Consider the following 25,346-nt stretch of genomic DNA (forward strand, 5'->3'; position numbering starts at 1 on the left):
CAGGGCCGGCAACAGGGCGACGAGATCGGGCTGAAAGGCTTCCAAGTCATTCTCCGGTTGCATGCGGCGGGGATAGTGGCATGCAAGACCTCTGCCCCGCAAGCCGCGCGGCCCGGACTTCACGCGCGGGCTGTTATGCGCTAAACCCACGGCAAAACCGCAAGAAGGGCTTCCCCGCATGAAATTCTTTGTCGATACCGCCGACGTCGCCGCCATCCGCGAGCTGAACGACCTTGGCATGGTGGACGGCGTCACCACCAACCCGTCGCTGATCCTGAAATCGGGCCGCGACATCCTGGAAGTCACCAAGGAGATCTGCGACATCGTCGAGGGTCCGGTCAGCGCCGAGGTCGTCGCCGCCAAGGCCGAGGACATGATCCGCGAGGGCGAGCACCTGGTGAAGATCGCCCCGAACATCACCGTCAAGGTGCCGCTGACCTGGGACGGGCTGAAAGCCTGCAAGGCACTGTCCTCGCAGGGCCACAAGGTCAACGTGACGCTGTGCTTCAGCGCCGCGCAGGCGATCCTGGCCGCCAAGGCCGGCGCCACCTTCATCAGCCCCTTCATCGGCCGGCTCGACGACATCAACTTCGACGGCATGGAGCTGATCGCCCAGATCCGCGAGATCTATGACAATTACGACTTCCAGACCGAAATCCTGGCCGCCTCGATCCGCTCGGTGAACCATATCACCGACGCCGCCCGCATCGGCGCCGACGTGATCACCGCGCCGCCCGCCGTCATCAAGGCGATGGCGAATCACGTGCTGACCGACCGGGGCCTGGAACAGTTCAACGCCGACTGGGCCAAGACCGGGCAGAAGATCGTCTGATGACCGAGCAGACTGCGGCCGAACTGACCGAGGACATCCGCGCCCGGCTGCTGGCGCAGCCCGAGCTGATCCTCTCCGACCGCGACCTGATGCGCGCGCTGATCGGCGCGCGCGAGGCCGAGGTGGGCGAGAACGTCATCGACATCCGCGGCCGCGCCATGCAGGCGCTCGAGGCGCGGCTCGACCGGCTCGAGGCGGCGCATGAATCGGTGATCTCGGCCGCCTATGACAACCAGTCGGGGATGAACACCATCCACCGCGCCGTGCTGTCGCTGCTGGAGCCGACGGATTTCGAGGAGTTCCTGGAAAACCTCGACATCGCCGTCGCGCCGATCCTGCGGGTGGAAACCCTGCGGCTGGTGATGGAATCGGGCGGCGAGGTGCCCGAGCCAGAGGACGGCAGCCCGCTGGCGATCGCCCCCGCCGGCACGGTGGCGCGGCTGATCTCGGGCGGGCGGCGGATGCCGCGCGGCGACGACATCGTGCTGCGCGGCGTCGTGCGCGAGACCCTGCCCTTCCATGGCGACGCCCGCGCGCCCATCCGGTCCGAGGCGCTTCTGCCCATCGACCTCGGCCCCGGCCGCTTCCCGGCGCTGCTGCTGATGGGCTCGGCCGATGTCGGGCGCTTCAACCCGGCCCAGGGCACGGATCTGCTGCGCTTCTTCGGCCAGGCGTTCCGGCTGGCGCTGATCTCCTGGCTCAGGAAATGACCGGCGGGGCCGAGCCTTTGGCGCTGGCCCCGGCCATGGCCGACAACCTCGCGCGCTGGCTCGACAGCGAGCGCGCGACGCGCGACCGTTCGGACCACACGATCCGTGCCTATCAGGCGGACCTGCTGGCCTTCCTCTCGTTCCTCGGCGGCTATCACGGCACACCCGCGCTGCCGGCGACGCTGGCCGGGCTGACGCAGACCGACATGCGCGCCTTCGCCGCCGCCGAGCGCGGCCGCGGCCTTTCGGCCCGCTCGCTGGCGCGAAGGCTCTCGGCCACGCGCAGCTTCATCCGCTGGATGGCCGACCGGCACGGCTTCGACGCCTCCAGGGCGCTGGCCTCGCGCAGCCCGAAATACACCCGCTCGCTGCCCCGCCCGCTGGCGCCCCAACAGGCGCAGGACGTGCTGAAGATCACCGCCGGCGCCCATCCCGAGGCCTGGATCGCCGCCCGCGACGCGGCGGTGCTGACGCTGCTCTGGGGCTGCGGGCTGCGCATCTCCGAGGCGCTGGGACTGAACGGCGCCGACTGGCCCCTGCGCGAGGCGCTGACCATCCGCGGCAAGGGCGGGCGCGAAAGACAGGTGCCGGTCCTGCCCATCGCGCGCGAGGCCATCGCCGAGTACCTGCGGCTCTGCCCCTATTCGCTGCAAGCCAAGGAACCGCTCTTCCGCGGCGCCCGCGGCGGCCGGCTCAACCCGACGCTGGTCGCGGCCGCGATGCGCCAGGCGCGCCAGGTGCTGGGCCTGCCGCCGACGGCGACGCCGCATGCGCTGCGCCATTCCTTCGCCACCCATCTGCTGGCGGCGGGCGGCGACTTGCGCACGATCCAGGAACTGCTGGGCCATGCCAGCCTGTCCACGACCCAGGTCTATACCGGCGTGGACGACGCGCATCTGCTGGCGGTCTATCGCGCCGCCCATCCCCGCGCCTGAGCGGCTTCACCGTTTCCCGAATACTCAAGCCGCCGGCACAAACGGCTTCTGCATGCCCCAATGCGCATCCCGCCGCGCCGCCCGAGCCGGCTTTACATTTCCCGTGCGGCATCCCAAAGGGGCGGAATGTTCGAACTTTCCCTCGATCTCGTGCTGCTGCTGGCCGGTGCCGCCTTCGCCGCCGGCTTCGTCGATGCCATCGCCGGCGGAGGCGGGCTGATCACCGTCCCCGCCCTGATGCTGGCCGGCCTGCCCCCGGCGCAGGCGCTGGCGACGAACAAGGTGCAGGGCGTCTTCGGCGCGGCGACGGCGGCGATCTCCTATGCCCGCAGCGGGCTCGTGGACCTGCGCGGGCAAAGCGGGGCGGCAGCGGTCGCCTTCGCGGCGGGGCTCTGCGGCGCACTGCTGGTAAGCTGGATCCCGGCGCAGGCGCTGCGCTACGGCCTGCCGGTGGTGCTGATCGGGATCGCCGCCTTCTTCGCCCTCAGGCCGGGACTGGACGATACCGACCGCATGCGCCGCATCACCCCAGCCGCCTTCACCGCCTCGGTCGTGCCCCTCGTCGCCTTCTATGACGGGCTGGTCGGGCCAGGCACGGGATCGTTCTTCATGCTGGGCTTCGTCATGCTGGCGGGCTACGGCATCCTCAAGGCGACGGCGCATACGAAACTGCTGAACTTCGCCTCGAACCTCGGCGGGCTGGTCGCCTTTGCGGCGGTAGGAAAGCCGCTCTGGCTGGTCGGCGCCGTCATGGCCGTGGCGCAGATCGCCGGCGCCCTGCTGGGCGCAAGGCTGGCGATGCGGATCGGCGCGCGGGTCATCAAGCCGCTGCTGGTCGCGACCTCGACCCTGCTGGCGCTGCGGCTGATCTGGCAGCTTCTTTGAAGGATGGGGGCTTTGCGCCCCCACGCCCGCCGGGCAAGCCCGACGGGCTTCCCCCGCAGGATATTTGCCCACGGAAGAAACCCGGAAAAAGGCCTCGGAAAAAGGCAATGCCCGGCGCCTGGCTTCTTCCGTGTCGAAATATCCTGGGGGAGCGCGGAACGCGCGGGGGCAAAGCCCCCGATCTGCTCGGGAAGGCTGCGCGCCAGAGCCGCGCCCGGATCAGCTCGGGAACCCTTCCGCCCGGCGCAATTCGCCCGTCGCCAACCCGCGCCAGTTGCGCAAGGGCGCAGTCAGGTATTTCTGCACCACCGGGTGGGCTTCCTCCAACAGGCCCAGATGCACCATCAGCGCGGTGATCGCGGCCTCGGCGCCGCGGGTGCCGCCATCCGCGATCTTCAGCGCGACCCCCAGCCCGCGTTCGGGGAGGATGCCGACGAAGACCGCCTCGGCCCCGGTCTTGACCGCGGCACGGCCGTCCATGGCGCGCATCAGTTCGGTGCAGGCCCGCCCCTCGCCGGCGACCAGTTCGGGATGGGCCAGCATCGCCTCGACCAGGCGCCGCTGTGCCTGGCCGCGCTTGCCGGCCGCCGGTTGCGCAAATCCGGCCATGGCATGGGCCAGCCCCTCGACCGTGCAGGCGAAATTCGGCGCCGAGCAACCGTCGATGCCCCAGCCGGTGGCGACCTCGCCCGTCACCTCCTCGAAGGCGCGGCGCACGGCGCGCTGCACGGGGTGGTCGATCTCGACATATTCCGGCCCCGCGTTCATGTGCCGCTTGAGCGTCAGGAAGCCGGCATGCTTGCCAGAGCAGTTGTTGTGGACCTGGCAGGGGCTCTCGTCCGAGCAGACCAGCCGCTTGCGCTCGGCCGGGTCGGCCGGCAGATGCGCGCCGCAGCGCAGGTCGCTGTCATCAAGCCCCAGGCCCGACAGCCAGGCCGCGACCCGCTCGGTATGGATGCGCCCGCCGCTGTGGCTGGCGCAGGCCAGTGCCAGATGCTCGCTACCCAGCCCCGCCTGGTCGGCCGCGCCGCTTTCGACCAGCGGCAGCGCCTGGATCATCTTGCAGGACGAGCGCGGATAGATCACCGCCCCCGGATTGCCCCAGGCCTCGACGATGCCGTTCGCATCCGCGATCACCACATGGCCCAGATGGGTGCTTTCGCGCATCCCGCCCCGCCACAATTCGATGAGTCTGGCTGCGGTCATGGCTGTTTTTCCTCTGACAATCGCGCGATTTTCCGCAAACGGGGGTTTTTCACGCCTTCCTTTTCGCATTATCTTGCCGCCAGATGGTTGAAAACACCACCATCATCGGCAACAAGCCGGATCGAACCGGACCATGGCAGGAGGCCAGAGCATGTTGAAATTCGCGCCGCGCGCCGCAGCGGCAGCCGCCGCAATTGCGATCGCCGCGTCTTCGCCGGTCCTGGCCCAGGACTCGACGAATGTGATCGGGACCGAGGGCGACTGGACCGTCTTCTCGGCGACCAGCCCCAAGGAATGCTGGGCAGTGTCGGCCCCGAAATCCACCCAGAACCTGGATTCCAGCGGCAAGCCCAAGGAAGTGACGCGCGGCGACATCCGGCTTTACGTCGCCTATCGGCCCGGACAGTCGGGCGAGGTCTCGTTCTCGGGCGGCTATCCCTTCGCGCCCGATTCGGCGGTCGAGGTGAATATCGGCGGCAATGTCTTCAAGCTGTTCACCGAGGGCGAAAGCGCATGGACCGGCTCGCCGGCCGACGACGCCAAGCTGGTCTCGGCGCTGCGTGCGGGCTCGACCGCGGTGGTGACCGGGCGCTCGGCGCGGGGCACCGTGACCAAGGACACCTTCAGCCTGTCGGGCATCACCGCCGCGACGAACAAGGCCCAGGCCGCCTGCAAATAAGCTACAGCTGCGGGAACCGCGGCGGACAGGGGCGCGAGCCCCTGTTTTCTTTTGGGCCGCCTTGCCCTATATAGGCCCATTGCCCCTTTCGCCGCCCGGACCCGCCAGCCATGAACGCCCCGTCGCCAGTCACGCCCGCCGCCCCGATCACCCAGGATCTGCTGACCATCCCGCGCAAGCTGCCCGAGACGGCGCGCCGGAACCTCGTCGGCCTGACCCGCGCGCAGCTGCACGAGGCGCTGATCGAGGCCGGCACCCCGGAACGGCAGGCCAAGATGCGCGTGGGCCAGATCTGGCAATGGATCTATCACTGGGGCGTGCGCGACTTCGCGCAGATGACCAACCTGGCCAAGGACTACCGCGCCCTGCTGGCCGAGAGGTTCGAGATCGCGCTGCCCGAGATCGTCACCCGCCAGATCAGCGCCGACGGCACCCGCAAATACCTGCTGCGCATCAATGGCGGGCACGAGGTCGAGACCGTCTACATCCCCGAGGAAAGCCGCGGCACGCTTTGCATCTCCAGCCAGGTGGGCTGCACGCTGACCTGTTCCTTCTGCCATACCGGCACGCAGAAGCTGGTGCGCAACCTGACCGCGGGCGAGATCGTGGGCCAAGTGCTGGTCGCCCGCGACGACCTGGGCGAATGGCCGAAGCCCGGCGCGCCCAAGGACGAGACGCGGCTGGTCTCGAACGTGGTGCTGATGGGCATGGGCGAGCCGCTGTACAACTTCGACAATGTCCGCGACGCGATGAAGGTGGTGATGGATGGCGAGGGCATCAGCCTGTCGCGCCGCCGCATCACGCTGTCGACCAGCGGCATCGTCCCGGAAATCGCCAAGACCGCCGAAGAGATCGGCTGCCTTCTGGCCGTCAGCTTCCACGCCACCACCGACGAGACCCGCGACAGGCTGGTGCCGGTGAACAAGAAGTGGAACATCGAGACGCTGCTCAACGCGCTGCGCGACTATCCGCGGCTGTCGAACTCGGAACGCATCACCTTCGAATATGTGATGCTGGACGGGGTGAACGACAGCGACGAGGATGCGCGCCGGCTGGTCCGGCTGATCCGCGGCATCCCGGCCAAGGTGAACCTGATCCCGTTCAACGAATGGCCCGGCTCGCCCTATCGCCGCTCCAGCTGGGAGCGGATCGAGGCCTTCGCCGACATCGTCCACAAGGCCGGCTATGCCTCGCCCATCCGCACCCCCCGCGGCGAGGACATCATGGCCGCCTGCGGCCAGCTGAAATCCGCGACCGAGCGCGGCCGCAAATCCGCCGCCCAGATCGCGGCCGAGGCCCGCGCCTAAGACGCCATGTCTTGCGCCTGCGGCCCGGCCGCATGGGTATTTGAACAACGAAGAAGTCTTGGGCCGGCTGCGGGCTTCTTCGTTGCATAAATACCCATGCAACAGCACCGAAAGGCGGGGCGCTTCACGAATCCGGCAAGATCCGCGGCGACCTTGCCCCGCGCGCCCCGCAGTCGTAGAAGCATCGCGACCCGCGAAAGAGGTGACGCATGAGCTGTCCGAAACCCGTCGTCCTTTGCATCCTCGATGGCTGGGGCATTTCCTCGCGCCCCGAACAAAGCGCACCCGACCAGGCCAGGACGCCGAATTTCGACCGGCTGATGCGCGACTGCCCGCATGGGACGCTGGTGACCTTCGGCCCGGACGTCGGCCTGCCCAAGGGGCAGATGGGCAATTCCGAGGTCGGGCATACCAATATCGGCGCCGGCCGCGTCGTCGCCATGGACCTGGGCCAGATCGACCTGGCGATCGAGGACGGCAGCTTCTACGAGAATGCCGCGCTGGGTGAATTCATCCGCAAGCTCAAGGCCAGCGGCGGCACGGCGCATCTGATGGGCGTCGTCTCGGACGGCGGCGTGCATGGCCATCTCCAGCACGTCATCGCCGCCGCCCGCGCCGTGGCCGACAAGGGCGTGCCGGTGGTGGTCCATGCCGTCACCGACGGCCGCGACGTGGCACCGACATCGGCCGCGGGCTTCGTCACCGAGCTTCAGCGTGCCCTGCCCGAGGCCGCCCGCATCGGCACCGTCATCGGCCGCTATTACGCCATGGACCGCGACAACCGCTGGGAGCGCGTCGCACGCGCCTACGGCGCCATGGTGCGCGGCGAGGGGCTGCCCGCGCCGGATGCGGCCCAGGCCGTGGCCGATGCCTATGCCCGCGACGAGACGGACGAGTTCATCCAGCCCACAGTGATCGAGGGCTATGCCGGCGCGCGGGATGGCGACGGCTTCTTCTGCCTCAATTTCCGCGCCGACCGCGCGCGCGAGATCCTGGCCGCCATCGGCCAGCCGGATTTCGCCGCCTTCGACACCGGCAGGCGGCCGCAATGGGCGGCGCTTCTGGGCATGGTCGATTACTCGGCCAGCCATGACGAATACATGCAGGCCGCCTATCCCAAGCGGCAGGTGGTCAACACCCTGGGCGCCTGGGTCGCGGCCAAGGGCCTGCGCCAGTTCCGCCTGGCCGAGACCGAGAAATATCCCCATGTCACCTTCTTCCTGAACGGCGGCAAGGAAACCCCCGAGCCGGGCGAGGACCGTTTCATGCCGGCCAGCCCCAAGGTCGCGACCTATGACCTGGCGCCCGAGATGGCCGCGCCCGAGGTCAGCGCAAAACTGGTCGAGGCCATCGAGGCGGGCTACGACCTGATCGTGGTGAACTATGCCAACCCGGACATGGTGGGGCATACCGGCAGCCTGCCCGCCGCCATCCGCGCCTGCGAGGCGGTGGACAAGGGGCTGGGCATGATGCTGGCGGCGCTGGAAAAGGCCGGCGGCGCCGCGGTGGTCATCGCCGACCACGGCAATTGCGAAACCACCATCGACCCCGAGACCGGCGGCCCGCATACTGCCCACACCACCAACCCGGTTCCGGTGATCGTCTTCAGCGGGCCCGAGGGCGCGAGCCTGCGGAACGGCCGGCTGGCCGACGTGGCGCCGACGGTGCTGGACCTGATGGGCCTGGACCTGCCGCCCGAGATGACCGGCACCTCGCTGATCGGGCGGGCATGAGAGCCAGGCTGTTCTTGCCGGTGCTGGTGGCCCTTGCCATCGGCTCGATGGCCCCGGCGCAGCCGGCGACGCCCGCGCAGGACGATTCGCCCCTGGACCTGGCCGCGCAGGAGGCGGCCGAGGCGGCCGACATGCTGCGCGCCGCCGTGGGCCAGCTGGACGAGGCGCTGACCGAGGACGACCAGGTCGCCTCGCTGACCCGGATGATCCGCGCCTATGAGCAGGGCATGGCCGCGCTGCGCGAGGGTTTGCGCCGTGCCGGCATCCGCGAGCAGGAGATCCGGGCCGAGTTCGACGCCCGCCGCGAGCGGCTGGGCCGGGTGCTGGGGGTGATGACCTCGATGCAGAAATCGCCCGAGACCGTGCTGCTGCTACATCCCTCGGGGCCGGAATCCTCGGCCCGCGCGGGGATGATCCTGTCCTCGGTCGCGCCGGGGCTGGAGGCCGAGGCCCGCGACATGCAGCAGAAGCTGGAGGAGATCCGCGCCGTGCGCGCCATCCAGCTGAACGCCGCGAACACGCTGGCGCAGGGGCTTGGGCAGGTGCAGGAGGCGCGGCGGCTTCTGGCCTCGGCGGTGACGGACCGCTCCAGCCTGCCGGTGCGCTTCGGCGAGGATCCCAGGGAACTGACCGCGCTGGTGGAATCGGCCGATACGCTGGACGCCTTCGCCTCGGGCATCGCCGGGATGGAGCAGGACGTGGGCGCGCCCATGGCCGATTTCGAAGGCGCGCAGGGCAGCCTGCCGCTGCCGGCCCTGGGCCGGGTGCTGCGCCGCTATGACGAACCCGATGCCGCGGGGGTGCGCCGGCCGGGCATGGTCATCGCCACCGCGCCCGCCGCGCTGGTCACGTTGCCCTGGCCTGCGACAATCCGCTATCGCGGTCCGCTGCTTGATTACGGCAATGTGATGATCGTTGAGCCCGCGCGGGGGTATCTGATGATATTCGCCGGTCTGGCGCAGGTCTTCGGCGAGACGGGCGACGTCCTGACGGCAGGAGAGCCGGTGGGGCTGATGGGCGGGCAAGAGCCGCCCGCGCAGGAGTTCGGCGCCGAATTCGTCGCCGATGCCGCGGCCGGGGGCGGTGCTGGACAGAGCGAGACACTGTATGTTGAACTTCGCAAGGGCAAGGAAACACTGGACCCGGCAGAGTGGTTCGTGATGAATCCCATTGTCGGAGAGGCCGCGGACGGGACAAGCCGCAACGCAACCGGGCAGGACGGAGCTGAATGAAACATTATCTTCTGGCAGGGGCGATCGGCACGCTTGCGGGCATCACCGTCGCCACCCAATTCGCCGGCCCGCTGGTCGCGCAGGAATCGGGCAGGAACGCCTCGGTCTATGAGCAGCTGGACCTGTTCGGCAACGTGTTCGAACGGGTGCGCGCCGATTACGTCGAGCAGGTGGACGACAAGGACCTGATCGAGGCGGCGATCAACGGCATGCTGACCTCGCTCGACCCGCACAGCTCGTTCCTGTCGGCCAAGGATTACGACGACATGCAGACCCAGACCCGCGGCAGCTTCGGCGGGCTGGGGATCGAGGTCGGGCAGGAGGACGGGCTGGTCAAGGTGATCTCGCCCATCGACGACACGCCCGCGGCCGAGGCCGGGGTCAAGGCCGGCGACTACATCACCCATGTGAACGGCGAATCGCTGATGGGCATGAACCTGGACGAGGCGGTCGAGAAGATGCGCGGCCCCGTCGGGTCCGAGATCAAGATCACCATCCTGCGCGAGGGCGAGAAGGAGCCCTTCGACCTGACCATCACCCGCGACACGATCAAGCTGACCGTGGTCAAGACCCGCATCGAGGGCCATGCCGTGGTGCTGCGCGTCACCACCTTCAACGACGAGACCTTCTCGACCCTGAAGACCGAGATGGACAAGGCGATCAAGGAGGCCGGCGGCATCGACAAGGTGACGGGCTTCGTGCTGGACCTGCGCAACAATCCGGGCGGGCTGCTGAACCAGGCCATCGAGGTCTCGGACGCCTTCCTCGACAAGGGCGAGATCGTCTCGACCCGCGGCCGCAAGCCCGAGGAAAGCGAGCGCTGGAACGCCAAGCCCGGCGACCTGGCGCAGGGCAAGCCCATGGTGACGCTGATCAACGGCGGCTCCGCCTCGGCCTCGGAGATCGTCACCGGCGCGCTGCAGGACCATCGCCGCGCCATCGTCGTGGGCACCAAGAGCTTCGGCAAGGGCTCGGTGCAGACGGTGATGCCGGTGACCTCGGACAGCGCCATCCGGCTGACCACGGCGCGCTACTACACGCCCTCGGGCCGGTCGATCCAGTCGCTGGGCATCCAGCCCGACATCATCGTCGAACAGCCCGCGCCCAAGCCCCAGGACGAGGAAGAGGCCGGCCAGCCGCGGACCGATTCGAAATTCCTGAACTCGGAAGCCGACCTGCGCGGCGCGCTGAACAACGATTCGATCAGCGACGAAGAGCGCAAGCAGATCGAGGAAGAGGCCAAGCAGGTCGAGGCCACCGCCAAGCTGCGCGAGGAGGATTACCAGCTGGCCTATGCGGTGGACATCCTCAAGGGCCTGGCGGCGGTGGACTATCACGCCCAGGCCGTGCCCGATGCCGCAAAGCCCGCCGTCACCGGCGAGGATGCGGCCCAGGGGGCGCAGGCGGAATGAGCGCGGACCTGCTGGGCCCCTCGGGCCTGCCCTATCGCCCCTGCGCGGGGGTGGTGCTGATCAACCCGGCGGGGCTGGTCTTTGCCGGGCAGCGCATCGACAACCCCGGCCCGGCCTGGCAGATGCCGCAGGGCGGCATCGACCAGGGCGAGACCCCGCGCCAGGCGGCGCTGCGCGAGTTGGTCGAGGAGACCGGCGTCACCACCGACCTGGTCGACGTGCTGATGGAAACGCCCGGCTGGGTGACTTATGACCTGCCGCCCGAGCTGCTGGGCAAGGTCTGGAAGGGCCGCTATGGCGGGCAAAAGCAGAAATGGTTCGCCATGCGCTTCCTGGGCGAGGATGAGGTGGTGCGGATCGCCACCGCGCATCCCGAGTTCGAGCGCTGGCAATGGATGCGGGCGGCCGATCTGATCGACGGCATCGTGCCCTTCAAGCGCGATGTCTATGCCCAGGTTCTGGGCGATTTCCGCGAGATCCTGGCCTGAACGGCCCGCGCCGCGCCGGGTGGCGCGGGCGGCATGGGTATTTGGGCAACGGAGAAATGCGCAAGGGCGGCTTTCGGGGCCGCCCTTTTGCCTTAGCTGCGCAGCATGGCCAGCAGGCGGGTGTCGGCATAGCCGTCGGGCGTCACGCCGCGCGAGCGCTGGAAGGCCCTGATCGCCTCGGCCGACTGGCTGCCGAGCTTACCGTCCACGCCGCCGGTGTCGAAGCCGCGGGCCATCAGCAGGCGCTGGATCTCGGCCTTTTCGCTGTTCGACAGCGTGCGGTCGCCGCGCGGCCAGCTGCCCTGGATGCCACGGCGGCCGGCGATGGCCTCGCCCAGATAGGCCACGCCGAGGGCGTAGCTGTCCGAGGCGTTGTATTTCAGGATGGCGCGGAAGTTCTCGGTGATCAGGAAGGCCGGGCCCCGCGACCCGGCCGGCGCCAGGATCGAGCCCGAGGGCACCGGCGCCCCGCTGATCGTGCGCACGCCCATCGCCGCCCATTGGCTGCCCGAATGCTGCACCGATTTGCCGGCCTGGTTGAAGTCGAAGCCCGGCGGCAGGATCACCTCGGTCCCCCAGGGCTGGCCGGGGCGCCAGCCGTTCTGGCGCAGGTAGCTGGCGGTCGAGGCCAGCGCGTCGGTCGGGTCGTCCGACCAGATGTCGCGGCGGCCGTCGCCGTTGAAGTCCACGGCATGGCCGAGGAAGGACGAGGGCATGAACTGCGTATGCCCCATGGCGCCGGCCCAGCTGCCGACCATATGGGCGCTGTCCACGTCGCCCGACTGGATGATGCGCAAGGCCGCCACCAGCTCGCCGGCGAAGAATTCGCCGCGCCTTCCGTCATAGGCCAGCGTCGCCAGCGCCGGGACGATCTGCGTATTGCCGCGGTTGGCGCCGAAATTGGATTCCATGCCCCAGACGGCCAGCACGATCTCGCGCGGGACGCCGTAGCGCGCCTCGATGGCCGAAAGCGTGCTTGCATATTGCGCAGCCTTGGACCGGCCGGTCGCGCCGCGCGTGCCGATGGCGCCGTCGAGATAGTCCCAGATCGGCTTGGTGAATTCGCTCTGCTTGCGGTCCAGCGCGACGATGCTGGGCTGGTAATGCGCCCCGGCCATGGCCCGGTCGAAGGTCGCGGGCGAGACGCCCGAGGCCAGCGCGCGCGGGCGGAAGCTTTGCACCCAGTTCTGGAAACCGGCCTCGGAGCCCTGCCCCCCGGCCGTGGGCAGCCCGCCGAAATGGCCGCCGGCGGCGCCCGGTCCCTGGTTCAGCGACACGCCGCAGCCGGCCAGCGTGCCGATCAGGATGGCCATGGTCGCGATGCGCGAGATGCGTCTGGTCATTCTGCCTGTCCGTTCCGTGTTCTTGTTCTGCCTGCTCTGCTCGCAGCCAGTCTAGCCCAGGCCGGCGCGGCTGGATAGGGGCGGATCAGCCCTGCTCGTCCCAGAGCGGCTCCATCTGCGCCACGATCACCGCGTTCTCGGCCAGCGCGCGGTCCATCAGGGCGCGCTCTTCGTCGGGGATTTCGTGGCCCTCGGCCAGGCGTTCGTCGATGCTGCCGTGGCCGGTGACTTCCAGCGGCGCAAGGCCGGCCTGCTTCAGGATGGCGACGGTCTCGCGCACCGCCTCGTCCTCGGTCGTGCCGGCGGCGTAGCAGACCAGCGCCGCGCCGGTGGCGCCCTGCGGCAGGCCGTCGTCGGTGGCGCGGCCGACCTGGACCAGAAGCGTATAGACCTGTTGCATGGCTTTTCCTTCGTCGCGATTTGCCGTCATATCGCCCGAAACGGACGGAGGTGACAATGAGCAAGAGCTTGCGACGGGTGCGATCGGCGCTGGAGGCGGCGGGCCTTGCCGCCCGGATCCACGAGACCGACGACAGCGCCCGCACCGCCGCGGGCGCGGCGGCGGCGGTCGGCTGCGCGCTGGACCAGATCGCCAAGTCGATCATCTTCCGCGGCGAGGAAAGCGGCCATGTCGTGCTGTTCCTGACTGCGGGCGGCAATCGCGTCGATCCGGCCAAGGCGACCGAGGTGGCCGGGCAAAGGCTGGGCAAGGCCGATGCCGAACTGATCCGGGCCGAGACCGGCTTTGCCATCGGCGGCGTGGCCCCGGTCGGGCATCTGCGGCAGATCGAGGCCTGGCTGGACCCGCGCCTGCTGGATTTCGACCTGGTCTGGGCGGCGGCGGGCACGCCGCGCCATGTCTTTGCCATCGCGCCGGCCGACCTGCTCCGTCTCACCGGCGCGAAGGCGGCGGATTTCACCGCCTGACGGGAAGGGGCGGGAAGACCCCCGCCCGGTTCCGCTATCCGGCCACCGCACGATAGAGCCAGATCAGGATCACCGCCCCGATCAGCCCGGCGACCCCCTGCGCCAGCCAACTGCCGGCCTGGGCGTTCAGCCCGACCAGACCCAGAAGCGCATTGCCGACGATGGCGCCGACGATGCCCAGGATGACGTTGAGGATGATCCCCGTATCCGCCTTCATGATGCTGCTGGCGATCCAGCCCGCAAGACCGCCGACGATGATCGCGGCCAGCCAACCCAAACCCTGCATGTGAAACTCCGCTTTCAGGACATTCGTGCGGGTTGAACGCAGCGGCGGCGCTTGGGTTTCACGCCGGGCTCACGCAAGGGCGAGCCCGGTGCAGGGGCGCAACGGTTCAGTCGCGCAGAAGCTCGTTGATCGAGGTCTTGGAGCGGGTCTGCGCATCGACCCGCTTGACGATCACCGCGCAATAGAGGTTCACGCCGTTCTTCGACGGCATCGAGCCGGCGACGACCACCGAACCCGCCGGAACCTCGCCATACATCACCTCGCCGGTCTCGCGGTCGACGATCTTGGTGGACTTGCCGATGAAGACGCCCATGCCGAGGACCGAGCCCTCGCGCACGATGCAGCCCTCGACCACCTCGGACCGCGCGCCGATGAAGCAATTGTCCTCGATGATGGTCGGGCCGGCCTGCATCGGCTCCAGCACGCCGCCGATGCCGACGCCGCCCGACAGGTGCACGTTCTTGCCGATCTGCGCGCAGGAGCCGACGGTGGCCCAGGTATCGACCATCGTGCCCTCGTCGACATAGGCGCCCAGGTTGACGAAGCTGGGCATCAGCACCACGCCCTTGGCGATATAGGCCGAGCGGCGCACGACGCAGTTCGGCACCGCACGGAAACCGGCGACCTTCCATTGCGCCTCGCCCCAATGGGCGAACTTGCTGTCCACCTTGTCCCACCAGGTGCCGCCCTGCGGCCCGCCCGTCTGGACCTCCATGTCCTTCAGGCGAAAGCCCAGCAGCACGGCCTTTTTCGCCCATTGGTTGACGTGCCAGTCGCTGCCGCGCTTTTCGGCGACGCGCAGCTCGCCCTTGTCCAGCGCCTCCAGCGTGGCCTCGACGGCATCGCGGACCTCGCCCCTGGTGGCGGGGGTGATCTGGTCGCGGATCTCCCAGGCGGATTCGATGGCGGCTTCAAGGGCGTCATTCGACATGGTCTGGCCTCTCAACGGTGGAAACTCTTGCCCAAGGGCTATAAGCCGAGGGGTGCGGCCGCGCAATGCGGCGGTTTCGGCCAGAGGATTGGATGACAGAACTTGACGAGCGCAGCCACCCGTTCCGCGACAGCCATCAGGACGTGGCGGTGGCGCAGACCACGCCCGACACGGCCCAGACCCGCGCGCCGGCCTATCGGCTGGCCTTCACCGACACCGAATTCCTGCTGCGCGAAGAGCTGCGCCCGGTGCGGCTGCAGCTTGAACTGCTGAAGCCGCAGATGATCATGGATGCGCGCGGCATCCGCTCGACCGTGGTGATGTTCGGCGGCGCCCGCATCCCCTCGCCCGAGCGGCGCGAGGGCGCGCGCACGCCGGTCCTGGCGGCGCTGTCGCATTACTATGACGAGGCGCGGCGCTTTGCCCGGCTGATGACCGAGCGCAGCCTGAAAAGCTATGGCGCCGAGAACGTGATCTGCACCGGCGGCGGGCCGGGGGTGATGGAGGCGGGCAACCTGGGCGCGCACGAGGCCGGCGGCGCCTCGATCGGGCTGTCCATCGTGCTGCCGCACGAACAGACGCCGAATGCCTATGTGACCCCGGACCTGTGCTTCAACTTCCACTATTTCGCCATCCGCAAGATGCATTTCCTGATGCGGGCCAAGGCGGTCACGGTGTTTCCGGGCGGCTTCGGCACCATGGACGAGATGTTCGAGGCGCTGACCCTGATCCAGACCGGCCGCATGAGGCGGGTGCCCTTCATCCTGTTCGGGCCGGAATTCTGGCACAAGGTCATCAACTGGCAGGCGCTGGCCGAGGCCGGCACCATCAGCCCCGAGGACCTGGAGCTGATCAGCTTCGTCGAAAGCGCCGACGAGGCGGTCGAGATCATCGACAACTGGGTCGTGCCCTGCCCCTGAAACGGGGCAGGCGCCGGCCGGGCCCAGATCCTGGGCACCCGGCTTCGCGCAGCTTTGGGCGCTGAATGGCCGGTCATGCAGCCGATCATGCGCGGTCGCGTTCCGCTGGTTGCTTCGTTTCGCTGGCTTCTTCGTTCCGCTAGCTGCTTCGTTCCGTCGGCCCCTTCTTCCGCCGGCCCCTTCTTCGGTCGGCCCCTTCTTCCGCCGGCCCCTTCTTCGGTCGGATGCCCTTTCAGGCCGCTTTCCGTTCAGGCCACCTTTCCGACCCGGCGGCCTTTACTTCGGTCACAGGCCTTTGGGGGTCGCGGCCGAGGCTGTGTGAAAACTCCAATTCTGAAAATTCACGAAGAACAGTTTCCTTAGAAATACATTCACGGCGGCCCGCCTTAGAACAAAGTCTCTCCGCAATGCCAGCAGGCGGACATTGTTCCGTGCCCGACCATGCTCGACTGAATTTCCACACAGCCTCGGCCCATTTCGGTCACGGACCTTTCCGGTCACGGGCCCTTTCCATTCAGGCCCCCTTACCGGTGCAGGGCACCATCCTTCGGGGCCTTTATATCCTTCGGGGGCCTTTCGTCCGAGGGCCACAACAATGACTGCGGATCTTTCGTAGGGCACCTTTCCCGCTCAACCGCTTTTCGTTCGGGCCTTCCCGCTCAGGCGCTTTTTTCGTTCGGCAGCCTTTCCCGCCCCGGCGCCGCCACGCGCTACGGCCCCAGGTCGCCGGAGCGTCGCCGCGGATCGCATCGCACCGGGGCAGGCATCACGACGCCAGCATGTCGGACAGCCGGGGCAGCGTGAACAGATCGGCCTTGTCAGCTTCGTCTCCTCGGGTCCGGGCGACCCCGAACTCCTGACCCTGCGCGCCGCGGCTGGCCCAGGCGGACGTGGTGCTTTACGACGACCTCGCCTCGGGAAGGCCGGTGCGGGAGCAGGCCGGCCCGCAGGCCGAGCGCATCCCGGTCGGCAAGCGCGCCGGCCGCCCCTCGACCAGGACTCGGGCAGGCGAACCCGGCCTTTCCGCCAGGGCTATTTCGGCCACCAGGCCACGAAATCGCCCGCCGCGACATTCGGCGGCGGGCCGCCGCCCCGGCGTTCCGTCGCCGCCTGCGCCTGCTGCGCCTGGGCCGCACCGTGGCGATAGGTCGCATGCGACAGCTCCGGCCGCATCTCGGGGTCCGGCTGATCCTCGACGGCGCGAATCACGATGGTGCCCAGCTTCAGCGCACGCTGGAAGGATTCGTCATCGCCATAGATCGCGGTCAGGAAGCGGATCACCTTGGCCCGAAACACCGCGCGATCCTGCGGCCCGTCGGCATCCTCGGCCGCGGATGCGGCCGGGCCGCCGCCCTGCGCAGCCTGGGCCGATGCGGCCTGCCGCGAATGGTCGATGCCCTGGCGGCCAAGCTGCATGTCCTGCCCCACGCCGCCGGATTCCTCGACCGCGGGCACCTCGGGCTGGGCGCGGGCAAGGGTGGGACCGACGATTTCGACCTCTCGCGCCGCCTGCGTGGCGGCGGGACCGGCCCGGCTTTGGATCTGGTGAACGGTTGGAATCATGAGACACCCGAAGATACTGGTCTGGATATGCCCATCATAGCCGTTTCCCGGCGGATTTCACCCGCTCTTTGCCGGGTGTTTTCTTAAAATCCTAGCAATCTGAACGGCTTGTCATTCCCGGTGATAGGGGCTGCCGGCCAGGATGGTGGTGGCGCGATAGATCTGCTCGGCCAGCATGACGCGGACCAGCATATGCGGCCAGACCATGCGGCCGAAGCTGATCGCCAGGTCGGCCCGGTCGCGCAGGCTGGGGTCGATGCCATCGGCGCCGCCGATCACGAAGGCGATGTCGCGCGCCTGGTCGCGCCAGCCGGCGATGCGGGTGGAAAATTCGGGGGAACTCAGCATCTGGCCGCGCTCGTCCAGCACCACCAGGGCAGCACCGTCGGGAATGGCCCTTGCCAGCAGCGCCGCCTCGGCCGCCATGCCGCCGCCGCGACGGTCGTCGACCTCGGCCAGGGTCACGGGGGGCAGGCCCAGACCGCGGCCCGCCTTGGCGTGACGGTCCAGGTAATCGGCGATCAGCTTCGCCTCGGGGCCCTGCCGCAGCCGCCCGACCGCGGCAATGACCATGCGCATGGATCAGATCTGGTGCTTGCCGGCCTCGATGGCGGCGTGTTCGGCGCGCAGCCGCTCAAGCGTGGCCGAACGCAGGGCGTCGGCGGGCATCCACATCTTTTCCAGCTGATAGAACTCGCGGACCTCGGGGCGGAAGACATGGACGATCACGTCGTCGGTGTCGATCAGCACCCAATCGCCGGTCTCCTTGCCCTCGATCCGGGCCGAGCGGCCGGTCTGCTCCTTCAGGCGCTCGACCAGCTTTTCGGCGATCGAGGCCACCTGCCGCGCGTTCCGGCCCGAGGCGATCACCATGTGATCGGCCATGGCCGAGCGGCCGCGCAGGTCGATGGTCACGACATCCTCGGCCTTGTCGTCGTCAAGAGAGGCAAGAATGCGGTCCAGTAGCTGATCGCTCGTCAGCCCGGATTCCGCGGTGGTCGCAGCCGGCGCAGCGGCCGGCGAGACGGTATTGGACAGGGTTCATCCTCCGGTCATCACGCCGATCTCCCCCGGCGCCGGGGCCTTACCAATGTAGCACGGAATCGCGCCCGCTCAATGCAGGCGCAGCGGATTTCTGGACGCATCCGCCGGCGGGCAGGCCGAAACCGGCAGATTTCCCCAGGGATCGGCGCATCTGACCTGCCCCGCGCCCCAGGCCAGGTGCAGGCTTTCGGCACCCGCCGCCGCCCGCGCCTGCTTCAGCGGCGTGTCCGCCCAATGCACCGCCAACGCGAAAACGGCCACGCAGATCAGCGGGATCGCCCGCAGGATGATGCGAATCAGCATGATCGGTCCCCTTTCCCGTGTCTTTCGGCGCCAAGATAGGGACCATTTCCCAACTTGGAATTAACAGGGCCGTGTGGCGATATTGAATATGACGTGAAATCGCCCTATTAATGCCCCTATGCGAGGATTCGTCTATTTCGACATTCACGACCGCGCCCGCCTGCCCGGCCGGTTCTACGGCGAAAGCCTGTCCGTCACCGCCCGACTTTGACGGGAGCGGGCGCTTGCGCGCGCCCTGCCGCAGGCTGCGGCACCCCCTCCGCCCTTTCCCAGCTAGTCTTCCAGAAAAGAGACAGCCATGACCGGCAACACGAACGCGGGCGCGCCCCGCACCCTCTACGACAAGATCTTCGACGCCCATGTGGTCGAGCGTTCCGAGGACGGCACCTGCATCCTCTATATCGACCGGCACCTGGTGCATGAGGTGACCTCGCCCCAGGCCTTCGAAGGGCTGCGCATGGCCGGGCGCAAGGTGCGCCGCCCCGACCAGACCATCGCCGTGCCGGACCACAACGTGCCCACGACGCCCGACCGCGTGGACGGGATCGAGAACCCCGAGGGCCGCATCCAGGTCGCCGAGCTGGACAAGAACGCGCGCGAATTCGGGCTGAACTATTACCCGATGAACGACATCCGCCAGGGCATCGTGCATATCGTCGGCCCCGAGCAGGGCTGGACCCTGCCCGGCATGACCGTGGTCTGCGGCGACAGCCACACCGCGACGCATGGCGCCTTCGGCGCGCTGGCGCATGGCATCGGCACCTCGGAGGTCGAGCATGTGCTGGCCACCCAGACGCTGATCCAGAAGAAATCCAAGAACATGAAGGTGGAGATCACCGGCAAGCTGCGTCCCGGCGTGACCGCCAAGGACATCACCCTGTCGGTGATCGGCGCCACCGGCACCGCCGGCGGCACCGGCTATGTCATCGAATATTGCGGCGAGGCGATCCGCGACCTGTCGATGGAAGGCCGCATGACCGTCTGCAACATGGCGATCGAGGGCGGCGCACGCGCCGGGCTGATCGCGCCGGACGAAAAGACCTTCGAATATGTCAAGGGCCGCCCGCACGCCCCGAAGGGCGCCGCATGGGAGGCCGCCGTCGCCTGGTGGAAGACGCTGTTCTCGGACGAGGGCGCGCATTGGGACAAGGTCGTCACCATCCGCGGCGAGGACATCGCCCCGGTCGTGACCTGGGGCACCTCGCCCGAGGACGTGCTGCCGATCACCGGCAAGGTGCCCGCGCCCGAGGATTTCGAGGGCGGCAAGGTCGAGGCCGCGCGCCGCAGCCTGGACTACATGGGCCTGAAGCCGGGCACGCCGCTGAACGAGATCAGCATCGACGCGGTCTTCATCGGCTCCTGCACCAATGGCCGGATCGAGGATCTGCGCGCCGCCGCCGGCATCCTGAAAGGCCACAGGCTGGCGCCGGGCGTGCGCGGCATGGTGGTGCCGGGCTCGGGCCTGGTGCGCATGCAGGCCGAGGAAGAGGGGCTGGACAAGATCTTCATCGACGCCGGCTTCGAATGGCGCCTGGCCGGCTGCTCGATGTGCCTGGGCATGAACCCCGACCAGCTGGCGCCGGGCGAGCGCTGCGCCGCGACCTCGAACCGCAACTTCGAGGGCCGCATGGGCCGGGGCGGCCGCACCCACCTGATGTCGCCGGTGATGGCGGCGGCGGCCGGGATCAGGGGCCACCTGACCGACGTGCGCGAACTGCTGGCGGAAACCGTCTGATGGCGGGCGGCGCGGGGCCTTACCGGCCCCGCCGCAGCAGCATCAAGGCGTTGATCGCAATCAGCCAGAGCCCGGCGTTCTCGAACCAGAAGTTGTATTTGATGTTCGCGAAATCGGCGCTGATGAGCCTGTCCACATGATGAAAGCCCACCGCGCGCACCAGCACGAAGCCGCACAGCACGGCCAGCCCCAGCAGGGCCGGGCCGTTGCGGCGCATGTGCCCGCGCAGGGCATTCGTCGTCCAGGCCAGCGCGAGTGCCACGCCCAGCACCAGCCCGGCGATGAAGGCCAGCTGCACCATATGGCGGTCGTCGTACCAGCCCTGCGCCCGCGCCATGCAGCGTCCGGTGGCGGTCAGCGCGGTCTGCAGGTCCAGCTGCTTGTTCACCCCCAGGAAGGCCATCAGCCCGGCGATCGTCAGCCACAGCCCGCGCGCCGCGCCGGCCGGACGGCGGCGCAGCACCATGACGGCCAGCACGAAGCACAGGAAGTAAGAGAGTACCGTCAGCCAGCCGGTGATCTCGGGGTCTCCGATCTGCGGCCTCCAGTCGCGCGCAATGCAGGCGCGCAGGGCCGCAAGGCTGGAAAACCCGAAAAACATCAGCGAAGCCCTTTCCATGGCGCAAGGCGCCGGACGGGTCTCGGTTAACGGGCCGCTGCGGCCCAAGTCAATTCTGCGAGGATCACGACATGGACAAGTTCACCACCCTGACCGGAATCGCGGCACCCATGCCGCTGGTCAATATCGACACCGACATGATCATCCCGAAACAGTTCCTGAAGACGATCCACCGCTCGGGTCTGGGCAAGAACCTGTTCGACGAGATGCGCTATGACGCCCAGGGCCACGAGATCCCGGATTTCGTGCTGAACCAGCCGGCCTGGCGCGACAGCCAGATCATCGTCGCCGGCGACAACTTCGGCTGCGGCAGCTCGCGCGAACACGCGCCCTGGGCGCTGCTGGATTTCGGCATCCGCTGCGTGATCTCGACCAGCTTCGCCGACATCTTCTACAACAACTGCTTCAAGAACGGCATCCTGCCCATCGTCATGCCGCCAGAGGTGGTGGACGTGCTGATGGAGGACGCCAAGAAGGGCGCCAACGCCCGCATGACCGTGGATCTGGAAAACATGACCGTGACCACCTCGGACGGGCAGAGCTTCCCCTTCGAGCTGGACCCGTTCCGCCGCCACTGCCTGCTGAACGGGCTGGACGACATCGGCCTGACCATGGAAAAGGCCCCCGCCATCGACGCCTACGAGGCGCAGATGGCCCAGAGCCGGCCTTGGGTGTAAGCCCACTGGCCGGGGCGGCCCTGCTTGCCGCCCTTGGCCTGGCCGCCCAGGCCGATCCGCTGCGGATCGCGACCTTCAGCCCCGACCTGTCGCGCGACGGGCCGGGGCTTTTGTTGCGCGACCTCGGCCGCAAGGATGCGCAGATCGACACCGTGGTGCAGGTGTTGGCGGAAACCCGGCCCGACATCCTGCTGCTGACGCATTTCGACTGGGATTACGAAGACAGCGCGCTGGACGCCTTTGCCGCCAGGCTGGCGCAGGCCGGGCTGGACTATCCGCACCGCTTCGCCGCCCGGCCGAATTCCGGCATGGCGACCGGGCTCGACCTGAACGCCGACGGGCGGCTGGGCACGGCCGACGATGCGCAGGGCTTCGGCACCTTCTCGGGGCAGGGCGGCATGGCGATCCTGTCGCGCCATCCCATCGGTCCGGTCAAGGATTACACGGATTTCCTGTGGCGCGACCTGCCCGACAACCTGATGCCGCCGCTGCCCGAGGAGGTGGCGGCCATCCGCCGCCTGTCCTCGACCGCGCATTGGGATGCGGTGGTCACGGTCGCGGGCCGGCCGCTGCACCTCTTGGCCATGTCCGCGACGCCGCCGGTCTTCGACGGGCCCGAGGATCTGAACGGGCGACGCAACCATGACGAGCTGGCGTTCTGGCTGCATCACCTGCCCGACGGCCCCTTCGTTCTGGCCGGGAACCTGAACCTCGACCCCCTGGACAGCGAAGGCCGGCCCGAGGCGCTGGCCCGGATCATGGCCCATGTCACCGACCCCCTGCCCCGCAGCGCGGGCGGCGCGGCGGCCAAGGGCGGGGTGAACGACGGCCACCGGGGCGATCCGGCGCTGGATACCGGCGACTGGCCGGACGACAAGCCGCCAGGCAACCTGCGCGTCGATTACGTCCTGCCGGCAAGGCCGCTCAAGGTGCTGGACTCGGGCGTGTTCTGGCCGGCCGAGGGACCGCTGGCCAAGGCCGCGCTGGCCGCTTCCGCGCACCGGCTGGTCTGGGTCGACCTGGACTGGCCGCCGGCACCCTGATTCGGACAAGCCCCTTCCGCCCGTCCCCGCGCGATGCCCCGGCATCTTCTCCGTTGTCCAAATACCCATGCGACGGCGCCGCCTGCCGGCCCGTCGCCCGGCCTTCGACCCCGCCCGCAGCGGCCGCCCGATTCCGCTTGCCGCCGCCGCGGCATCGCAGGTAACATGCGCGTGTATCGGTGCCCCTTTCCGGGGCCAAAAGGGAATGCGGTGCGGTCCTCGGCGTCTCGGGGGCCAAATCCGCAGCCGCCCCCGCGACTGTAGGCGGAGAGCGGACGTCCATCGCGCCACTGGCCATCCGGCCGGGAAGGCGGGCGTCTGCCGTGACCCGCAAGCCAGGAGACCTGCCGATGCATGGAACCGCAATGTCGTCGGGTTGGACGACCAAAGGAAAGGGTCGCAGATGACCGCAAAACCCATGACCGCCGCCGGCGCCAGCCGCGCCTCGGTCCTGTTTCCCGCCATCGCCGCCTTCGCGATCGGCTTCGGGCTGATCTTCATGTCCGGGCTGGTGCAGGCCGAGACCCTGCATGACGCCGCCCATGACGTGCGTCACGCGACCGGCTTCCCCTGCCACTGACATGTTCTCACGCATTCTGACCAGCGGGTTGATCGCTGGCGCTGCAACGGGGCTGATTGCCGCCCTGTTGCAGCTTTGGTTCGTGCAGCCCGTGCTGCTGCATGCCGAACTGTATGAATCCGGCCAACTGGCGCATTTCGGGGCCGAGGCCGTCAGCGCGCACCAGGACTTGGGGCCCTTCGAATGGACCCGCAACATGCTTTCGGTCCTGTTCACCATGATGGTCTATGCCGGCTACGGGCTGATGCTGGTGGCGCTGATGGCGCTGTCCGAGGCGCAGGGCAACGCGGTCACGGCGCGGCAGGGGCTGCTTTGGGGTCTGGCCGGCTACCTGACCATGCAGCTTGCCCCCGCCTTCGGCCTGGCGCCGGAAGTGCCGGGCGTCGCCGCCGCCGATGTGCAGCTGCGCGCGATCTGGTGGCTGGGCACCGCCGCCGCCACCGGGCTGGCGCTGTGGCTGGTCGCCTTTGGCAAGGGCTGGGCGGCCTGGGGCGTGGCCATCGTGCTGATCCTGGCGCCGCATGTGATCGGCGCGCCGCAGCCCGACAGCTATGCCGGCCCGGTCCCGCCCGAGCTTTCGGCGGAATTCGCCGGGCGCGCCCTGGGTGCCGGCGCCATGGCCTGGGCGCTGCTCGGCCTGCTGGCCGGCTGGTTCTGGCAGCGCGAAAGCCAGCGCGCGCCGGTGCCGCAAGCCGCCTGATCCGGGCCGCAACCGTTTCGGCCGGGCGTGCCTGTCGCGCCCGGCCCTTTCATGAAAGCGGGGAAAAGACATGGATCGCTCGATCCCGATGCTGCTGATCGGCCTGATCTTCGGCGGCGGCATGGGCTTCGTCATCGCCGCCGCCAACGGCATCACGCTGGACGGCCACGACCACGGCGCGCATGGCCACGGCACCCAGGCCGCGGCGCATGACCACGGCGCGCCCATCGACCTGCCCGCGGGCAGCGCCACCGCCTCGGCCCGGCTGGAGCCCGACAGCACCGCCGGCTGGAACCTGTTCGTCGAGACCGAGGGCTTCTGCTTCGCCCCCGAACATGCCGGGCTGGCCGATCGCCGCGGCGAGGGGCATGCGCATCTTTACCTGAACGGCGCCAAGATCGCCCGGCTCTACGGCCCGGCCCATCACCTCGACATGCTCGCCGCCGGCGACCGGCTGCGGGTCGAGCTGAACTCGAACGACCACCGCCCGCTGACCGTGGCGGGCCGGCCGCTCGCCGTGGAACTGACCGTGCCCGACCGCCCTGTCGGCATCCGCGCCGGGGCCGAGGGCCTGCCCGACAGCGCCATTTGCGCCACGCCCCGATGATGCGGTTCGGCCACGAGGACCAGGCGGCGCTGGACCGCATCCTGCGCTGGCGCCGCGACGTGCGGCATTTCCGCGACGACCCGATCCCCGAGCCGCTGCTAGAGGAATTGCGCGCGGCGATGGAACTGGCGCCCTCGGTCGGCAATGCCCGGCCCTGGCGGGTGATCCGGGTCGAAAGCCCCGATCTGCGCGCCGCGATCCGCGCCGATTTCCTGCGCTGCAATGCCCGGGCCGCCGCCCGCTACCAGGGCCGGCAGCGGCAGGAATACGATGCGCTGAAGCTCGCCGGGCTGGACCGCGCGCCGGTCTGGCTGGCCGTCTTTACCGAGATCGACCCGTCCGAGGGCCACGGCCTTGGCCGCGCCACCATGCCGCAGACCCTGCGGCAATCGACGGCGATGGCGATCCATGCGCTGTGGCTGGCGGCACGGGTGCGCAACCTGGGGCTTGGCATGGTCTCGATCCTCGACCCCGCGCGGATCGGCCCGCTGCTGGCGGTTCCCGAAAGCTGGGAGTTCTCGGCGCTGCTCTGCCTCGGCTGGCCCGAGTTCACCGACGACACGCCGCTGCTGCACCGCACCGGCTGGCAGGAAAACACCGCCTCCGGCTGGCAACGGCGCTGAAAGGCCCCGCCGCATCCGGCGGGGCC

At 68.9% G+C, this 25,346-nt stretch carries 29 protein-coding genes, 1 pseudogene and 1 riboswitch; of the genes and pseudogenes, 20 read left to right on the forward strand and 10 right to left on the reverse strand.

All coding sequences use genetic code 11. The features are described from left to right. Positions 1-178: 178 nt before the first annotated feature. From fsa to IT40_RS06470, 4 genes are all read left to right on the forward strand, one after another. On the forward strand, positions 179-832 hold the full coding sequence (fsa, locus tag IT40_RS06455; protein WP_036751998.1) for a fructose-6-phosphate aldolase: 654 nt from the start codon (positions 179-181) through the stop codon (positions 830-832). Beyond that, complete coding sequence (locus tag IT40_RS06460) at positions 832-1,542, forward strand: DUF484 family protein (RefSeq protein ID WP_036752001.1); 711 nt, start codon at positions 832-834, stop codon at positions 1,540-1,542. The genes fsa and IT40_RS06460 overlap by 1 nt, the downstream gene beginning before the upstream one ends. Next, a complete protein-coding gene (locus IT40_RS06465; protein WP_036752004.1) occupies positions 1,539-2,477 on the forward strand; it encodes a tyrosine recombinase XerC in 939 nt (312 codons plus the stop codon). Before IT40_RS06460 ends, IT40_RS06465 begins: the two co-directional genes overlap by 4 nt. A gap of 126 nt (positions 2,478-2,603) precedes the next feature. Next, positions 2,604-3,362, forward strand: a complete 759-nt coding sequence (locus tag IT40_RS06470) for a TSUP family transporter (protein ID WP_036752007.1) — start codon at positions 2,604-2,606, stop codon at positions 3,360-3,362. 219 nt (positions 3,363-3,581) lie between these two features. On the opposite strand, the gene IT40_RS06475 is transcribed toward IT40_RS06470, so the two are convergent. Then, positions 3,582-4,568, reverse strand: coding sequence for an asparaginase (locus IT40_RS06475; RefSeq protein WP_036752010.1), 987 nt, complete (start codon positions 4,566-4,568; stop codon positions 3,582-3,584). 151 nt (positions 4,569-4,719) lie between these two features. Between IT40_RS06475 and IT40_RS06480 the strand changes: the two genes are divergently transcribed. The 6 genes from IT40_RS06480 (at position 4,720) to IT40_RS06505 (ending at position 11,419) form a co-directional block, all read left to right on the forward strand. After that, positions 4,720-5,247, forward strand: a complete 528-nt coding sequence (locus IT40_RS06480) for an invasion associated locus B family protein (protein WP_036752013.1) — start codon at positions 4,720-4,722, stop codon at positions 5,245-5,247. Positions 5,248-5,357: 110 nt separating this feature from the next. Continuing rightward, complete coding sequence (rlmN, locus tag IT40_RS06485; RefSeq protein WP_036752016.1) at positions 5,358-6,554, forward strand: dual-specificity RNA methyltransferase RlmN; 1,197 nt, start codon at positions 5,358-5,360, stop codon at positions 6,552-6,554. Positions 6,555-6,763: 209 nt separating this feature from the next. Beyond that, complete coding sequence (gene gpmI, locus IT40_RS06490) at positions 6,764-8,287, forward strand: 2,3-bisphosphoglycerate-independent phosphoglycerate mutase (RefSeq protein ID WP_036752019.1); 1,524 nt, start codon at positions 6,764-6,766, stop codon at positions 8,285-8,287. After that, complete coding sequence (locus IT40_RS06495) at positions 8,284-9,519, forward strand: murein hydrolase activator EnvC family protein (RefSeq protein ID WP_036752022.1); 1,236 nt, start codon at positions 8,284-8,286, stop codon at positions 9,517-9,519. The genes gpmI and IT40_RS06495 overlap by 4 nt, the downstream gene beginning before the upstream one ends. Then, positions 9,516-10,931, forward strand: coding sequence for a S41 family peptidase (locus IT40_RS06500; protein ID WP_036752025.1), 1,416 nt, complete (start codon positions 9,516-9,518; stop codon positions 10,929-10,931). The genes IT40_RS06495 and IT40_RS06500 overlap by 4 nt, the downstream gene beginning before the upstream one ends. Then, positions 10,928-11,419, forward strand: coding sequence for an RNA pyrophosphohydrolase (locus IT40_RS06505; RefSeq protein WP_036752028.1), 492 nt, complete (start codon positions 10,928-10,930; stop codon positions 11,417-11,419). The genes IT40_RS06500 and IT40_RS06505 overlap by 4 nt, the downstream gene beginning before the upstream one ends. A 92-nt stretch (positions 11,420-11,511) precedes the next feature. Here IT40_RS06505 and IT40_RS06510 read toward each other — a convergent pair whose 3' ends face one another. After that, positions 11,512-12,762 (reverse strand): lytic murein transglycosylase, encoded by a 1,251-nt coding sequence (locus IT40_RS06510; RefSeq protein ID WP_036752031.1) that lies wholly within the window; start codon positions 12,760-12,762, stop codon positions 11,512-11,514. 85 nt (positions 12,763-12,847) lie between these two features. Continuing rightward, positions 12,848-13,162, reverse strand: coding sequence for a hypothetical protein (locus IT40_RS06515; RefSeq protein ID WP_036752145.1), 315 nt, complete (start codon positions 13,160-13,162; stop codon positions 12,848-12,850). Positions 13,163-13,218: 56 nt separating this feature from the next. Here IT40_RS06515 and IT40_RS06520 point away from each other — a divergent pair, with 56 nt between their 5' ends. Beyond that, entirely contained in the window at positions 13,219-13,689 is a 471-nt protein-coding gene (locus IT40_RS06520) for a YbaK/EbsC family protein (RefSeq protein WP_036752035.1), read from the forward strand. A 34-nt stretch (positions 13,690-13,723) separates the two neighbouring features. Here IT40_RS06520 and IT40_RS06525 read toward each other — a convergent pair whose 3' ends face one another. Together IT40_RS06525 and dapD are read right to left on the reverse strand one after the other, a co-directional pair. Further along, positions 13,724-13,975, reverse strand: a complete 252-nt coding sequence (locus IT40_RS06525) for a GlsB/YeaQ/YmgE family stress response membrane protein (RefSeq protein WP_024843035.1) — start codon at positions 13,973-13,975, stop codon at positions 13,724-13,726. Positions 13,976-14,081: 106 nt separating this feature from the next. Continuing rightward, positions 14,082-14,906 (reverse strand): 2,3,4,5-tetrahydropyridine-2,6-dicarboxylate N-succinyltransferase, encoded by an 825-nt coding sequence (gene dapD, locus IT40_RS06530; RefSeq protein ID WP_036752038.1) that lies wholly within the window; start codon positions 14,904-14,906, stop codon positions 14,082-14,084. A gap of 92 nt (positions 14,907-14,998) precedes the next feature. On the opposite strand from dapD, the gene IT40_RS06535 reads away from it, so the two are divergent. After that, positions 14,999-15,826: an LOG family protein gene (locus tag IT40_RS06535; protein WP_036752041.1), complete on the forward strand. Its 828-nt coding sequence runs from the start codon at positions 14,999-15,001 to the stop codon at positions 15,824-15,826. An 808-nt stretch (positions 15,827-16,634) separates the two neighbouring features. After that, positions 16,635-16,824 (forward strand): annotated as a pseudogene (locus IT40_RS29950) (SAM-dependent methyltransferase); the annotation flags it as partial. Between the two features lie 34 nt (positions 16,825-16,858). Here IT40_RS29950 and IT40_RS06540 read toward each other — a convergent pair. The 4 genes from IT40_RS06540 to IT40_RS06555 form a co-directional block, all read right to left on the reverse strand. After that, positions 16,859-17,389, reverse strand: a complete 531-nt coding sequence (locus IT40_RS06540) for a hypothetical protein (protein ID WP_036752044.1) — start codon at positions 17,387-17,389, stop codon at positions 16,859-16,861. A gap of 111 nt (positions 17,390-17,500) precedes the next feature. Then, a complete protein-coding gene (rlmH, locus tag IT40_RS06545) occupies positions 17,501-17,968 on the reverse strand; it encodes a 23S rRNA (pseudouridine(1915)-N(3))-methyltransferase RlmH (RefSeq protein WP_036752047.1) in 468 nt (155 codons plus the stop codon). Between the two features lie 3 nt (positions 17,969-17,971). Next, complete coding sequence (gene rsfS / locus IT40_RS06550; RefSeq protein ID WP_114535008.1) at positions 17,972-18,370, reverse strand: ribosome silencing factor; 399 nt, start codon at positions 18,368-18,370, stop codon at positions 17,972-17,974. A 132-nt stretch (positions 18,371-18,502) separates the two neighbouring features. Then, entirely contained in the window at positions 18,503-18,736 is a 234-nt protein-coding gene (locus IT40_RS06555) for a hypothetical protein (protein WP_036752050.1), read from the reverse strand. A gap of 298 nt (positions 18,737-19,034) precedes the next feature. Between IT40_RS06555 and leuC the strand changes: the two genes are divergently transcribed. Continuing rightward, complete coding sequence (gene leuC / locus IT40_RS06560) at positions 19,035-20,471, forward strand: 3-isopropylmalate dehydratase large subunit (RefSeq protein WP_036752053.1); 1,437 nt, start codon at positions 19,035-19,037, stop codon at positions 20,469-20,471. Positions 20,472-20,490: 19 nt separating this feature from the next. Here the strand turns inward: leuC and IT40_RS06565 are convergent, their stop codons facing one another. Continuing rightward, positions 20,491-21,072 (reverse strand): hypothetical protein, encoded by a 582-nt coding sequence (locus IT40_RS06565; RefSeq protein WP_052095767.1) that lies wholly within the window; start codon positions 21,070-21,072, stop codon positions 20,491-20,493. Between the two features lie 89 nt (positions 21,073-21,161). On the opposite strand from IT40_RS06565, the gene leuD reads away from it, so the two are divergent. The 6 genes from leuD (at position 21,162) to bluB (ending at position 25,320) form a co-directional block, all read left to right on the forward strand. Beyond that, complete coding sequence (leuD, locus tag IT40_RS06570; protein ID WP_036752056.1) at positions 21,162-21,767, forward strand: 3-isopropylmalate dehydratase small subunit; 606 nt, start codon at positions 21,162-21,164, stop codon at positions 21,765-21,767. Beyond that, positions 21,758-22,810 carry an endonuclease/exonuclease/phosphatase family protein gene (locus tag IT40_RS06575; RefSeq protein WP_036752059.1) on the forward strand — a complete coding sequence of 351 codons (1,053 nt, stop codon included), beginning with the start codon at positions 21,758-21,760 and terminating at the stop codon, positions 22,808-22,810. The genes leuD and IT40_RS06575 overlap by 10 nt, the downstream gene beginning before the upstream one ends. 160 nt (positions 22,811-22,970) lie before the next feature. Next, a riboswitch (cobalamin riboswitch) is annotated at positions 22,971-23,176 on the forward strand. Positions 23,177-23,213: 37 nt separating this feature from the next. Continuing rightward, positions 23,214-23,390, forward strand: coding sequence for a CbtB domain-containing protein (locus IT40_RS06580; RefSeq protein ID WP_024843046.1), 177 nt, complete (start codon positions 23,214-23,216; stop codon positions 23,388-23,390). Between the two features lies 1 nt (position 23,391). Then, positions 23,392-24,090, forward strand: coding sequence for a CbtA family protein (locus IT40_RS06585; protein ID WP_036752064.1), 699 nt, complete (start codon positions 23,392-23,394; stop codon positions 24,088-24,090). A gap of 70 nt (positions 24,091-24,160) precedes the next feature. Beyond that, on the forward strand, positions 24,161-24,697 hold the full coding sequence (locus IT40_RS06590) for a hypothetical protein (protein WP_036752070.1): 537 nt from the start codon (positions 24,161-24,163) through the stop codon (positions 24,695-24,697). Next, positions 24,697-25,320, forward strand: coding sequence for a 5,6-dimethylbenzimidazole synthase (gene bluB, locus IT40_RS06595; RefSeq protein ID WP_036752149.1), 624 nt, complete (start codon positions 24,697-24,699; stop codon positions 25,318-25,320). The genes IT40_RS06590 and bluB overlap by 1 nt, the downstream gene beginning before the upstream one ends. Positions 25,321-25,346: the final 26 nt, after the last annotated feature.

It is taken from the genome of Paracoccus versutus (assembly GCF_000763885.1).
GTDB classification, from domain to species: Bacteria; Pseudomonadota; Alphaproteobacteria; order Rhodobacterales; family Rhodobacteraceae; genus Paracoccus; species Paracoccus versutus.